Raw genomic sequence first — 12681 nt, 5'->3', positions numbered from 1 at the left:
CGCTAGCGGGCCTGGCGCTCGGCGGAGCGCCGGTCGCGCTCGGCGAGGGCGGCGAGCTGGGCGTTGTACTCCTCCAGCTCGGCGTCACCCGTGCGGTCGGCGTTCCGGTCGCTGCGGCGCTGCAGCCTCGTGTCGTCGCGGCTCCACTGGATGGCGACGGTGATCGCCAGGATCAGTGTCGGGATCTCGCCGATCGACCAGGCGATGCCGCCGCCGATGTACTGATCCTCCAGCGGCGAGGGTCCCCAGTCGCGGCCCATCGCGCCGAACCAGTCGGCGACCATGAGTCCCTCCTGCATCATGATCGCGATGCCGAAGAACGCGTGCATGGCCATGATCGCGATGAGGGTGATGAGTCGACCGGGGTACGGCAGCCGGTAGGGGACGGGATCGATGCCGATCAGGCTCATCACGAACAGGTAGCCCGAGAGCAGGAAATGGACGACCATCCACTCGTGACCCAGGTGCTCGTACATCGACCAGCGCACCAGGTCGGTGAAGTAGAAGGCCCAGAGCGACAGGATGAAGATCGCCGCCGCCACGAACGGATGCGTCACGACGCGGGCGAACGGGGAGTGCACCGCCCACATGATCCACTCACGACCGCCGCGCGTGCCGTCGTCGCGCTTGCGGATGGCGCGTAGTGCGAGGGTGATCGGAGCCCCCGAGACCAGCAGCAGCGGGATGGCCATGGAGAGCATCATGTGCCCCATCATGTGCACGCTGAACAGGTACTCCTGGTACGCGTTGATGGGGCCGCTGGTCACCCAGAACAGCATCAGCACGCCGAGCACCCAGAAGACGGTGCGGTGGATCGGCCAGCGGTCGCCCCGGCGGTGCAGGCGGAGGACGCCGACCAGGTAGAACGAGAGGCCGAAGCCTGCGGCCACGAGCCAGAGCACGTCGATGTTCCACGCCGAGAACCAGCGGTCGAGGGTGAACTCCGGCGGGAGGGTCGCTCCGGTCAGGATCTGTGCCGGCGTCTGCGCGAACGTCGCGCTCTCACCCGTCGGGGGTGGCGTGCGAGCGAGTGCCGCGGCCGCCCCGGACGCGAGGCCCATGAGTGCGACTTCGCCGAGCACCAGCATCCAGAACCAGCGCGTCGCACGTGCGCCCTCGAGCTTCGGGATGAGGCGGGTGCGATACCAGGCGCCGAGCAGACCCATGCCGACGAGCAGTACGACCTTCGCGAGCACGATCGCGCCGTACGGGGTCGTCCAGAGCGCGTCCCAGGTACCGACGGCGACGAACGAGCGGGTGACGCCGGAGACCGCCACGACCGCGAAGGCCGCGATCGCGAGGGTCGAGTACCGTGCCACCAGCCGCGGGACGTCGACGTCGTCGCGGCCGCGCAGCAGCACCAGAAGCAGCAGACCGCCGAGCCAGACGGCCGCGCCGATCGTGTGCAGCAGGATCGAGTTCACGGCGATGTTGTGACCGGCGAGGTCGCCCGCGTGGCCCTGCGTGGCCAGCGGGAGGAAGGATGCCGCGGCGAGCCCCGCCGTGATGAGGGTCGGGGTCCAGGTGCGCCAGGCGAATGCGAGCACCGTGATCACAGCGCCGAAGATGGTGGTGATGAGCCACGACTGGCCGATCGGCAGCTCGAGCAGGAAGCGTCCGAGCTGGGCGCCGAACTCCCGCTCGATGCTGAGCTTCGGGTTGAACGCCGCCATGAAGGCGAAGAACCCGGCCAGGCCCGATGCGACGGTGAAGACGGCTGCGCCCACGGAGGCGATGTTGAGTGCGGCGTCGAACGAGCGCTCGCCGGCTCGCAGGGCGAACAGGGCGAGCACGAGGGATCCGAGCATCGCCGCGCCCGCGAGGTTCATGATCAGCCGCGCCAGGGGCGTGCCCCAGAGCACGAGGACACCCGGGTCCTGCAGCAGCGGCGCCTTCGCTCCCCCGCCCACGAGCAGCGCCACCACGACGGCGATCACCGCCGCGACGAGGAGGATCGCGATCCCGGCGACACGATACGCCGAGGACCGGGTCGTCGTCTCGGCGCGGGAGGTCACCCCTCCAGCCTAAGCCGCGGCATCCGTCCTGGCCGACCGGCGGGAGAACGCCGAAGGCCGCCGCCCGCCGTATCGGAATACGGGGGCGGCGGCCTTCGTGAAGGTGCGTCTGATTACTTGACGGCAGCCTTGAGCTTGGAACCAGCGGTCACCTTGACGCGCTTGCCGGCCGGGATCTTGATCTCGGCGCCGGTCTGCGGGTTGCGGCCCGTGCGGGCTGCGGTGTCGACCTGCTCGAACGAGATCCAGCCCGGGATCGAGACCTTGCTGCCCTTGGCAACAGCGTCGGAGACCGTGGAGAACAGCGCGTCGAGGACACCGGAGACGGTGGCCTGGCTCTGGCCCGTGGCGCTTGCGATGCTCGCGACGAGCTCGGTCTTGGTGATGGACTTGTCAGCCATGTCACTCCTCCAGCGACGAGATCCCGTCGCATCGTTGTGGGTGTTCGGAGCGGATGCTCCTGGTCTTACGACCGCCTCGAATGTATCAACCACCACCCACATTTCCGCGTCATTTCGCGGGTTTTGGGCAATTACTGGGCGTGTCACGTCACTTTCGTCACTCCAGTCACAGATTTCAGCCGGTTTCAGAGGTCGACGGCGTCGGGCGCTCGGGGCTGCCGCACCCCGTGTGGGGCTGACTTCGCGGGGTGGGGAGGAGGATTCGGGGCCGACGATCCTCCCCACGAGGCGATCTCAGCCCCACGCTGCGAGCACCTCAGCCCGCCAGGTGCAGTCTCTGACCGATGGCAGCCAGGATCACGCGCTGCACCTCGGGCCACCCGTTCATGAGTTGCTCGTACCCGATCCGGATCACGTGGTACCCGTGCAGCTTCAGCAACGCGTCGTGCGCGATGTCGCTCGTCCGCTGACTGCCGACGTGATGCCCGCCGTCGATCTGCACCACGAGCCGATCCCCGATCAGGAAGTCCACCCGATGTCCGAAGAGCCACACCTGCGGGGTGATCGCCACCTCGAGCCAGGCGAGCCGCGTGAAGAAGATGGTCTCGGTGCCGGAGTCCGCGAACGGTCGCGCCTCGATCAGCATCCGCCGAGCGGCAGCGGGAAGCGGAGCCCTCGCGAGCACACCCGGATCGATGAGCTTCAGGCGCAGCGCCGACTCCCACGTCGCCAGAGCGTTCTCCTGCGGCTGGCATCGCGCCACGAGCACGAGGGCGTTCTCGAGCGAGTCCTCGCAGGAGTCCGGGTCCCGCGGGAAGACCGGCTTGCTCCAGTGCAGGACTCCCCGCGCAGCGGACGCGTGCCCGGAACTCGGCGGCGCGGCGAGGTGAGGCTGAGAGTCCTCGGTCACCCACAGCCCCCTCCGCGCTGCGAGCGTCACACAACTGAGCACCACACCGCGGCGTGCCGCGGCGACCAGCATCCGATCGGCGCCGCGCAGCGCCACCCACCCGCGGCACACCGAGAAGATCATCCCTCGCTCGCGTGCCGAACGCAGTGCGTGATCGCTCACGCCGGCCCGCCGCAGAGTGTTGATCCTCGCCACGCCGTCGCGCGCCCTCAGGGCAGATATCGCATCCATGCCGACCGATGCTGCAGGACTCGACCGCTCTCCCGCCGGGCCTTCGGCCGTGAACCGCACGATGTGTGCACAGCAGCACGACCGGCACCCGGTGTGCACGACAGATCACGCTCGCGCGGGGGCCCCTCCGCAGCATCCGCCCCCGTCTCATCGTCGGGCTGACTTCGCGCGCTGGGGCTGAGGCCGCGGGCTCAGGACTCAGCCCAACGGCGCGTTCTCCTCCCGGATGCTGCGAGGCCCGGATGCTGCGGGCGCACAACCCCCGGGTACAGGCACATCCCCCGGGGTACGCGAAAGGGGCGAGGATCCGAAGATCCTCGCCCCTTTCGTCGTACGGGTGCTTACCAGCTCGACTTGGTCACGCCGGGCAGCTCGCCGCGGTGTGCCATGTCACGGAAGCGGACACGCGAGATGCCGAACTTCGTGAGGACACCGCGGGGGCGGCCGTCGATGACGTCGCGCGAACGCACGCGAGCCGGCGACGCGTTGCGCGGCAGCTTCTGCAGTCCGACGCGTGCGGCCTCGCGGGCCTCGTCGGTCGCGTTCGGGTCGACCAGGGTCTTCTTCAGCTCGGCGCGACGCTCGGCGTAACGCTCCACGATGACCTTGCGCTGCTCGTTGCGAGCGATCTTGCTCTTCTTAGCCATTGATCAACGCTCCTCTCGGAATTCGACGTGCTTGCGGACGACCGGGTCGTACTTCTTGAGCACGAGGCGGTCGGGGGTGTTGCGGCGGTTCTTCTTGGTCACGTACGTGTATCCCGTTCCTGCCGTCGAACGCAGCTTGATGATCGGACGTACATCCTGAGCCTTTTTAGCCATTAGAGCTTCACGCCCTTCGCCTGGAGGTCCTTGACCACGTTCTCGATGCCGCGGACGTCGATCACCTTGATGCCCTTGGCGGACACGTTGAGCGTGATCTTACGACCGAGCGAAGCGACGAAATAGGTCTTCTTCTGCACGTTCGGGTCGAAGCGGCGCTTCGTCCGGCGGTGCGAGTGCGAGACGTTGTGACCGAAACCGGGAACAGCTCCGGTCACCTGGCACACTGCTGCCATGATGGTGACTCCTTCTATACCGTGAGGCCGGACGGCCCCACCCAAGATCCCTTGTCTGCACGCCACGGGCCCTTCGACAAGCTCAGGAACCCACACGGCATGCGAACTGCGCACAGGAGTGTGCGCAGACAAAGAGTCAGTCTAGCACGGCGGATGCTGCCGCTTCGGCCGCTCCGCGACCCCACCGGAACGGCGACACGGTCGGGTCGCCGTCGATCCAGAATCGCCAGGGGAACGCCGCAGTTCCTGCGATCCCCGCGACGCCGACCCGAGGACCTGTCGCGACATCGCTGCGCGGGCTCCCGAGCCACAGCTCCGCGCGCGCTCCGTGCCGCTTCTCCCCGGTGATCGCGTCGATCCCGTCGTGCAGCGGATGCCGGAGGCCGACGGCCTGACCGAGGCGCCCCGGCCCGCGGGCGAGGTCGCGGAGAGCGATGCGGCCGAGCGGCAGCGCCGCACCGCGACGCCGAGCCGCGGCATCCGTCCCGAAGACGATCTCGCCGGCCCGCAGCAGGATGCCATCGCCCTGCCCCTCGGGACCCGCCACAACGTTGACGCAGGAATGGATGCCGTGGCTGAGGTACACGTACAGGTGCCCCGGCTCGCCCCACATCGTCGCGTTGCGCGCCGTCGGCCCCATCCGCGCGTGCGAGCCCGGGTCAGCGAACTCGCCGGTTCCCTGCCCGTGATACGCCTCGACCTCGGTGACACGCAGCCGCACCTCGACGGGCGCGGCATCCGGTGCGACACCGTCCGGCACGACGAAGGTGCGCAGCTCCGCGCCGAGAAGCCGCGGGGCGACCTCGACGGCCGAGTGGTTCAGGTCCGCGCGGGTCGCCCGGCGCAGGAGCTCGTGCTGCGGCATCCGATCACCCGTCGCTCAGAACCGGGGAGCCGTCTGGCACCAGGAGGCGTCGAACCCGGTCAGGGCGACGATCTCCTTGCCGGACTCCATGTCGATCAGGTGCGTCTCCACCGACTCGGGCAGCGGCAGCAGCATGCCGTCATAGGGGTTGTTCGCGAGGTCGGGCGCCACGACGACCGCCGCATACTGACCGCTCGGAGACGCGCACGCCTGGAGGATCGAGTCGGTCGACCCCACCTCGACCAGCGGGGTCGCGGCACCGTCGTCGTCGACGCGCACGACGGCCTGGCCGACCGGCATGCCGGAATCGTCGCGGGCGACCACGTGGCGCAGCGTGCCGCCCGGGTAGGGGGTGATCGAGGTGGCCGTGCCGTAGTCGGGATCGGATGCCGCGAGCGGCTCCTCGGATCCGTCGGCCAGGTTCAACTCGACCACGGCCCCGTCGAGTCGTTCGACGATCGCGGTGTAGGTGCCGCGGGAGATCCCCTGGATGGTCGCCGCGAGGCCGAGTGACTGCACGCCGGCATCGGTGGAACGGTCGACCAGCGACAGCGCGCCGTCGAAGTCGATGAACAGCACGGCTGAACTGTCGGGCACGAACTGCCAGGCGAACACGCTCGCCTCGGCGTCGCCGACCTCGATGATCTGCGGCTCGTCCTTGCCGCTCAGCGACTGGGTGACGAGCACGCTGGCGCGCCCCTCGGTGTCGCTGAGCTCGCGGTCGGAGTAGTTGTAGCCGACGAGTCCGCCACGCTCGGAGACCTGGATCGCGCCGACGTATCCGTCGCCGGGAAGCTCGAGCTCGCGTTCGTTCCCGCCGTCGCGGTCCATCACCAGCAGCCGCGAGCCGTCGTCGTCGGCCACCGCGACCACCAGCTGCGTCGACGTCGCGCGGAAGTCGTTGATCTGCTCGTGCGCGAACACCGCCTTCCCGTCCCCGGCGAGATCGGTGCGGAAGATCTTGTCCTCGCCGTCGACGTCGCGGCGCAGCAGGAAGAAGCTCGAGGCGGGGGTCGTGAAGCTCGTGGTCAGGGCCGTCGTCGGCCCGCCGCCCGCTCCGGTGACGCCCTTGACCCGCACGGTGTACTTCGTCGAATCGTCGAGCGGCACCGTGAAGCGCACGCCGATGCCGCGGCCGGAGGCATCGACCGTGAAGGGCACCGCCGGTTCGACCGTGACCTGCTCCGGGTCGATCTCGGCGAGCGCCTGGTTGGCGGTGAGGATGACCCTGCTGCCCGAAGACTCGATCGCCTGGCGGGGTTCGACCTGCACCTCCGAGAGCCGCGGTCCCTGCAGCAGGCTCGCGACGCCGAGGCCCGTGCCGACGACCACGAGGGCGGCGATCACCGCGGTCAGCGTGAGCAGGAAGCGGCGGGACGGGGCGGAGCTCCGAGGGGCCGGCGTTCCGGCGCCGGACGACACGCCGGATGTCGGACGCTTCGCGGCATCCGGTCCGACATCTGGCGTGTCGGCCCCCGGAATGGGACGTGCGGCTGCGGGTTGTGCGGCCGGCTCGGCCCCGATGAGCACGGGTTCGGGGGCGACCGGGACCTCGGGAACGACGGGAGCCCCGGGAACGACGGGGGCCTCGGGAACGACAGGAGCCTCGGAAACGACGCGGGCCTCAGCAGCCGCGGTCGCCTCGACATCCTCCCGCGCGGCCGCCTCGAAGGCGGCCATCTTTCGCGCGGCAGCTTCCTGTTCCGCGATCTCGCGGTCGCCGGCCTCGCGCACGGCGGCTTCACGGGCAGCAGCCTCACGGGCAGCAGCTTCACGGGCAGCAGCCTCACGGGCAGCAGCTTCACGGGCAGCAGTCTCGTCCTGCCCGGCATCCGTCTGATCCACGGGCTCTGCGGCCTGCTCGGCGGGTGCGGCCGCGCGACTGATCCGCTCCGCCTCCTCCGCCTCGGCGGCCTCGCGGGCGGCGCGCATCTCCGCGCGGGTGCGCGGGACGGCGGGCACCTCGGGGCGGTCGTCGTCAGTACTCATACGGGTCCTTCGGCTCATCGATCGCGACGACGTCGGTCGGATCGATGCGGAGCTCGCCGTCGGCATCCGCCTTCACGGTGCCGGTGACCTCGACCCACTGGCCGGTCTTGTAGTCACCCGGATCCACCGCGACCGGCAGCGCCGCGGTCTGGGCGTCGATGACGCAGTGCGTGATCACCAGTCGCGTGAGGTTGACCCCGTCGTCGCTCGACTCCTCGGGCGTGACGAAGCCGATGAGCTTCACCTCGGCGCCGTCGTAGGCGGTGGTGTTGGTCGCCGTAGCGAACACGCTCGCCCAGTCGCCCACGCCGAACGTCGAGGTGTCGGCGACGCCGAGCGCGACCGTGTCGGCCCCGGCGAAGAGCGCGGTCTGCTCTCCGGCGCGCGACATCGCCAGTTCGACCGAGAGGGATGCCGGGGGCAGCACGAGAGCAGCGGCCACCACACCCGAGGCCACGACACCGCCGGTGACGGCGCCGACGACGGTGAGGGTGCGGCGGGGAGAGCGACGGGCGGGATGCCCGTCGTCCGCAGCATCCGCCACGTCTCCGTGATCGTGCCCGTGGTCGACTTCCTCGCCGAGCGGCAGGGTGCACGACCAGATGGCGCCGGCGAGCGTGACCACAGCCGCAGCGCACGCGAACCACACCGACTCGGGGCTGATGTAGAGCGTGAGACGTCCGGTGACGCCGAGGCCGAGCGTGACCACGGCGATGAGGGTCGCCAGGCCGACGCCGAGCCAGCGAGTGCCGAGCGCCCGCGCGCGGGAAGGAGCCTGATCAGACAAAGACGTTCACCCCCGATCCCGATCGCGAAGGCCGCTGCCACGACGACGCCGACGATCCCGGCGAGCGTGCGGCCGGTGAAGGTCGTGCGCATGAGCGCCAGCATCTTGATGTCGACGAGGGGCCCGACCAGCAGGAAGGCGACGAGCGCGCCCGACGAGAACGTCGACGCGAAGGACAGCGCGAAAAAGGCGTCGACATTGGAGCAGATCGCGACGGTCATCGCGAGCACCATCATGGCGACGATCGACAGCACCGGGTTGGAGCCGATCGCGAGCAGCATGTCTCGCGGGATCAGCACCTGCACCGCTCCGGCGAGCGCCGATCCGATCACGAGGGCCGGCATCACCGCGCGCAGCTCGATCAGGAACTGGGTGAGGCTGCGCTTGACGGGCGTGCCCGGCTCGTGAGCGACGCGGTCGCAGGTGTCGACGAAGCGCCGGGTCAGCAGCGCATCGGGCGAGGGGTGCAGGCTGTAGATCCAGCCGATCAGGTTGGCGATCAGATAGCCGCCGACCAGGCGGGCGATGAGGATGCCGCCGTCCCAGCCGAACGCCGCATGCGTGGTGAGGATCACGATCGGGTTGACGATGGGCGCGGCGATCAGGAACGTCAGCGCCTCGGCAGGGGCGAGCCCGCGCATCATGAGTCCGCGGGCGAACGGCACGTTGCCGCATTCGCACACCGGGATCAGCATTCCGAGCAGCGACAGCACGGCGCGACGAGCCCACGCCCGCTGCGGGAGCCACCGGTGGATGACATCGGCCGGGAGCCAGACCTGCACCACGATGGACAGCAGCACGCCGAGGATCACGAACGGCAGTGCTTCGATCAGCACGCTCAGGGCGAGGGTGAGGCCGTCCTGCGCGCGAGACGGCAGTGACGCCGGGAACAGCGCGGGCAGGAACTGATCGACCAGGAACAGGGCGGCGATGATCACGACGCCGAGGCTCACCCCGACCCAGGCGGAGCGTGGAGATCGGGTCGGGCGATGCGAGTGCCGCTGACCCGGCCGGGTCGCCGTGCCTGCGGGGGAACTCACGCCGTCGCTGCCCGTTCGGCGTCGCGCTTGTTGGTGCAGGGGGTGCACAGCCCGAAGATGTCGACCACGTGGGCGGCCTCCGTGAATCCGTGGAGCGCGGCGGTCCGGTGAGCCCACTGCTCGACGTCGGTAGCCTCGATCTCGACGGTCAGCCCGCAGGATCGGCAGATCAGGTGGTGGTGATGGCCCTGCGTGGTGCAGGCGCGGTAGAGGGCCTCACCCTCGGGGCTCTGCAGCGAGTCGGCGTCTCCGGATGCTGCGAGCCCGGCGAGCGCGCGATACACGGTCGCGAGGCCGATGCCGGTGTTGTCGTCCCGCAGCGAGGCATGCAGGTTCTGCGCGCTCACGAAACCGCGCGCGTCGGCGAGTGCTTCGCGCACGCGTTCGCGCTGCCAGGTGTTCCGCTGAGCCATGGGTCAAGTCTAGGCGGCGGGGGTTGGCGAGGGCTGGGAGCATCGCGGCATCCGCATCCTTCGTTCCCGCCGACAGCCGGGCAGACCCGCTCAGCCCACCCGCCGCACACGCGCTCGCGCCTTCTGCACGATCCAGCACACGACGTAGATCGTGAACGACAGGGTCGTGATGTACGGGCTCACCGGGAGGGTGCCTGCGAGGGCGAGCAGGATGCCGCCGACCGCCGAGACGAACCCGAACAGCGCGGCGAGGAGTGGCACCGACACCGGCCCCGCCGCGATCCGCATCGCGGCGGCGGCAGGGGTCACCAGCAGAGCCATCACCAGCAGCGCCCCGATGATGTGCACGCTGACGGCGACGATGAGTCCGAGCAGCACCATGAAGATGAGGCTCACGGCGCGCGTCGGCACTCCGCGCGCGGCGGCCGACTCGGGGTCGAGCGAGTCGAATCGCAGCGGATTCCACATCACGAGAAGGCCCAGCAGCACCACGACGCTGATGCCGATCAGCCAGGTGAGGTTCGGGCTCGAGACCGACACGATCTGCCCGGTGAGCAGGCTGAAGCGGTTGGCGCTGCGGCCGTCGTACAACGACAGGAACAGGATGCCGAGGCCGAGGCCGAACGGCATCAGCACGCCGACGATCGAGTTGCGGTCGCGGGCCTTGGCGCCGAGCACGCCGATCAGGATCGCTGCGACGAGCGCGCCGCCGAGGGAGCCGAAGACCACGCTCCCGCCGAGCAGCAGGGCTGCCGCCGCACCCGCGAACGACAGCTCGCTCACGCCGTGCACGGCGAAGGCCAGGTCGCGCTGCATCACGAAGACGCCGATCAGTCCGCCGACGATGCCCAGCACCGCGCCGGCGATGATCGAGTTCGCGAGCAGGGCGACGAGCTCGCCGTAGTCCTGGAACGAGAAGACGTCGCTCCAGTCGACCATCGGCATCATGCGTCGCCTCCGTGCTCGTGGTCGCCGTGATCGTGATGCGGCTCGGCATCCGGCACACCCACGACGACCAGGCGATCACCGGCGCGCAGCACGAAGACCGGAGTGCCGTAGAGGTCGGTGAGCACACGGGTCTGCAGCACCTCTTCGGGTGTGCCGAGCAGGAATCGACCGCCGGAGATGTACAGGATGCGGTCGACGCGGTTCAGGATCGGGTTGATGTCGTGCGTCACGAAGAGCACCGCGGCGTCGCGCTCGCGCCGCTGCCGATCGATGATGTCGGTCACGGCGACCTGATTCGCGAGGTCGAGGTTCGACAGCGGCTCATCGCACAGCAGCAGGGAGGGCTCGTCGGCGAGCGCCTGTCCGACGCGCAGCCGCTGCTGCTCCCCGCCGGAGAGCAGACCGACACGGCGATCCGCGAAATGCGAGGCTCCGACCGATTCGAGCAGACGGTCGACCTTGGCTCGGTCGCCGCGGTGCGGGATCGGCAGCCCGAAGCGGCTCCCCTGCACGCCCAGCGCCACGAGGTCGCGCGCCCGCATGCTGGTGTCGGGAGCGAGCGAGCGCTGCTGCGGGATGTACCCGATGCGCGCGTTGCCCCGATGCACGGGCGATCCCGCGACCCGGATGGTGCCCGACGACAAGGGCTGCAGGCCCAGGATGCTGCGCAGCAGCGTGGTCTTGCCGGACCCCGAAGGCCCGAGCACCGCGATGAACTCGCCGGGCTGCACGGTCAGGTCGAGCCCCGACCACAGTTCGCGGTCGTTCCGGTGCAGAGAGGCACCGGCGATCTCCAGGACAGGGCGTCCTTCGTCTCGCTGCGCTCGCTCAGGAACCGGAAGGTCTTGCTGCGCTCGCTCAGGAACCGGAAGGTCTTGCTGCGCTCGCTCAGGAACCGGAACGTCTCGCTGCGCTCGCTCAGGAACCGGAGAGGGGGGCGTCGGCCGCTCGGGGACCGCCCCGCTCACGGCTGGACGGCGGCGGCGAGGCTCTGGATCGCGTCACGCATCCACTCAGAGTACGACGATCCGTCCTCGAGCAGCTCGGTGAATCCGACGACCGGGATGCCGGCATCCTTCGCCGCCTGCTCGACGCGCTCCGTCTCGGTCCCACCGGTCTGCGCGTTCGTGAGCACCGCGGCCACATCGCCCGAGGCGATGACCTCGAGGGTGCCGAGCAGTACGGCGGGCGCCACATCGGAGCCCTCTTCGACGGACTCGGCGAATCCTTCGGGGGTGACGTCGGTCAGACCGGCCGCCTCGGAGATGTAGCCCGGCAGTGGCTCCGTGATGACGACGTTCGCGCCGTCGGCGTCGGTCTTGATCGTGTCGAGATCGGCCTCGAAGCCCTCCAGCTCGGTGATGATCTCGTCAGCGGAAGCGGTGAAGTCGGCCGCGCCGTCCGGGTCGAGCTCACCCAGTTCGTGGGCGATCTCCTCGACGACGTGGATCATCGCGTCGGGATCGAACCAGACGTGCTCGTTGAAGCCCTCGATGTGGTCGTGACCCTCGTGCCCTTCGTCGGCGTGCTCCTCACTCGCCTCGCCGCCCTCTTCCGCCTGCTCGTCGTCGGCATGCTCCTCGTCGGCGTGCTCATCGTGGGCATCGCCTCCGGGGTAGTCGTGGGCGTACTCGACAGCCGTGACGACAGCCGCCCCCTCGACCCCCTCGAGCAGGGGTTCGATGAAGGCGTCGTATCCGCCACCGTTCTCGATGACCAGGTCGGCCTTCTGCAGAGTGAGGCGATCGCGTGCGGATGCCTCGTACGAGTGCGGATCCTGCGAGACAGAGGTGATGATCGAGGTCACATCGACGCGGTCGCCGCCGATCTGCGCGGCGAGCGAGCCGTAGACGTTCGTGCTCGCCACGACCTGGACCTTGCCGTCGTCACTGCCGCCCGACGCAGGGGTGCCCGCGCACCCGGCGAGCGCCAGTGCAGCGACGGAGGCGAGGGTGAGAGCGGCGAGGGGCTTGTTCATGCTCTCACTCTACGTGCTAATGAGAACCGTTATCAACTCGGCCCCTC

13 protein-coding genes and 1 pseudogene are annotated in these 12681 nt (G+C 69.5%); all 14 read right to left on the bottom strand.

Annotation, left to right across the window (positions count from 1 at the left end):
* Nucleotides 1–2: 2 nt before the first annotated feature.
* On the bottom strand, nt 3–2015 hold the full coding sequence (locus QFZ21_RS13830) for a cytochrome c oxidase assembly protein (RefSeq protein WP_307378769.1): 2013 nt from the start codon (nt 2013–2015) through the stop codon (nt 3–5).
* A 113-nt stretch (nt 2016–2128) separates the two neighbouring features.
* Nucleotides 2129–2416, bottom strand: coding sequence for an HU family DNA-binding protein (locus tag QFZ21_RS13825; protein WP_247624225.1), 288 nt, complete (start codon nt 2414–2416; stop codon nt 2129–2131).
* A 316-nt stretch (nt 2417–2732) separates the two neighbouring features.
* Nucleotides 2733–3557: an endonuclease domain-containing protein gene (locus QFZ21_RS13820; protein WP_307378768.1), complete on the bottom strand. Its 825-nt coding sequence runs from the start codon at nt 3555–3557 to the stop codon at nt 2733–2735.
* Between the two features lie 341 nt (nt 3558–3898).
* Nucleotides 3899–4204, bottom strand: a complete 306-nt coding sequence (rpsN, locus tag QFZ21_RS13815; protein ID WP_017829734.1) for a 30S ribosomal protein S14 — start codon at nt 4202–4204, stop codon at nt 3899–3901.
* A gap of 3 nt (nt 4205–4207) precedes the next feature.
* Nucleotides 4208–4378 (bottom strand): 50S ribosomal protein L33, encoded by a 171-nt coding sequence (gene rpmG, locus QFZ21_RS13810; RefSeq protein ID WP_046014935.1) that lies wholly within the window; start codon nt 4376–4378, stop codon nt 4208–4210.
* Nucleotides 4378–4614 carry a 50S ribosomal protein L28 gene (gene rpmB, locus QFZ21_RS13805; RefSeq protein ID WP_042540533.1) on the bottom strand — a complete coding sequence of 79 codons (237 nt, stop codon included), beginning with the start codon at nt 4612–4614 and terminating at the stop codon, nt 4378–4380. The genes rpmG and rpmB overlap by 1 nt, the downstream gene beginning before the upstream one ends.
* A gap of 136 nt (nt 4615–4750) precedes the next feature.
* Nucleotides 4751–5479: a DNA-3-methyladenine glycosylase gene (locus QFZ21_RS13800; protein ID WP_307378765.1), complete on the bottom strand. Its 729-nt coding sequence runs from the start codon at nt 5477–5479 to the stop codon at nt 4751–4753.
* Between the two features lie 15 nt (nt 5480–5494).
* Entirely contained in the window at nt 5495–7468 is a 1974-nt protein-coding gene (locus QFZ21_RS13795) for a hypothetical protein (RefSeq protein ID WP_307378764.1), read from the bottom strand.
* Complete coding sequence (locus QFZ21_RS13790) at nt 7458–8117, bottom strand: TIGR03943 family protein (RefSeq protein ID WP_307378762.1); 660 nt, start codon at nt 8115–8117, stop codon at nt 7458–7460. Before QFZ21_RS13790 ends, QFZ21_RS13795 begins: the two co-directional genes overlap by 11 nt.
* Nucleotides 8118–8272: 155 nt before the next feature.
* A pseudogene (locus QFZ21_RS13785) lies at nt 8273–9295 on the bottom strand (permease); the annotation flags it as partial.
* A complete protein-coding gene (locus QFZ21_RS13780) occupies nt 9292–9708 on the bottom strand; it encodes a Fur family transcriptional regulator (RefSeq protein ID WP_307378760.1) in 417 nt (138 codons plus the stop codon). The gene QFZ21_RS13780 and the pseudogene QFZ21_RS13785, both read right to left, overlap by 4 nt.
* Before the next feature lie 90 nt (nt 9709–9798).
* Nucleotides 9799–10656: a metal ABC transporter permease gene (locus tag QFZ21_RS13775; RefSeq protein ID WP_307378759.1), complete on the bottom strand. Its 858-nt coding sequence runs from the start codon at nt 10654–10656 to the stop codon at nt 9799–9801.
* A complete protein-coding gene (locus tag QFZ21_RS13770) occupies nt 10653–11453 on the bottom strand; it encodes a metal ABC transporter ATP-binding protein (RefSeq protein WP_307381308.1) in 801 nt (266 codons plus the stop codon). Before QFZ21_RS13770 ends, QFZ21_RS13775 begins: the two co-directional genes overlap by 4 nt.
* Nucleotides 11454–11620: 167 nt before the next feature.
* A complete protein-coding gene (locus QFZ21_RS13765; protein WP_307378757.1) occupies nt 11621–12634 on the bottom strand; it encodes a metal ABC transporter solute-binding protein, Zn/Mn family in 1014 nt (337 codons plus the stop codon).
* Between the last annotated feature and the right edge of the window lie 47 nt (nt 12635–12681).

Source organism: Microbacterium sp. W4I20 (assembly GCF_030816505.1).
Taxonomy (GTDB): domain Bacteria; phylum Actinomycetota; class Actinomycetes; order Actinomycetales; family Microbacteriaceae; genus Microbacterium.
Note: the sequence above shows the minus strand (reverse complement) of the source record. Positions and strands in the feature narration are given on the sequence as shown.

Excerpts from the sequence above, each read along its gene's own strand:
- QFZ21_RS13825 (WP_247624225.1), bottom strand. The coding sequence starts at position 2,416 with ATGGCTGACAAGTCCATCACCAAGACCGAGCTCGTCGCGAGCATCGCA.
- QFZ21_RS13820 (WP_307378768.1), bottom strand. The coding sequence starts at position 3,557 with ATGGATGCGATATCTGCCCTGAGGGCGCGCGACGGCGTGGCGAGGATC.
- rpsN (WP_017829734.1), bottom strand. The coding sequence starts at position 4,204 with ATGGCTAAGAAGAGCAAGATCGCTCGCAACGAGCAGCGCAAGGTCATC.
- rpmG (WP_046014935.1), bottom strand. The coding sequence starts at position 4,378 with ATGGCTAAAAAGGCTCAGGATGTACGTCCGATCATCAAGCTGCGTTCG.
- rpmB (WP_042540533.1), bottom strand. The coding sequence starts at position 4,614 with ATGGCAGCAGTGTGCCAGGTGACCGGAGCTGTTCCCGGTTTCGGTCAC.
- QFZ21_RS13800 (WP_307378765.1), bottom strand. The coding sequence starts at position 5,479 with ATGCCGCAGCACGAGCTCCTGCGCCGGGCGACCCGCGCGGACCTGAAC.
- QFZ21_RS13795 (WP_307378764.1), bottom strand. The coding sequence starts at position 7,468 with ATGAGTACTGACGACGACCGCCCCGAGGTGCCCGCCGTCCCGCGCACC.
- QFZ21_RS13780 (WP_307378760.1), bottom strand. The coding sequence starts at position 9,708 with ATGGCTCAGCGGAACACCTGGCAGCGCGAACGCGTGCGCGAAGCACTC.
- QFZ21_RS13775 (WP_307378759.1), bottom strand. The coding sequence starts at position 10,656 with ATGATGCCGATGGTCGACTGGAGCGACGTCTTCTCGTTCCAGGACTAC.
- QFZ21_RS13765 (WP_307378757.1), bottom strand. The coding sequence starts at position 12,634 with ATGAACAAGCCCCTCGCCGCTCTCACCCTCGCCTCCGTCGCTGCACTG.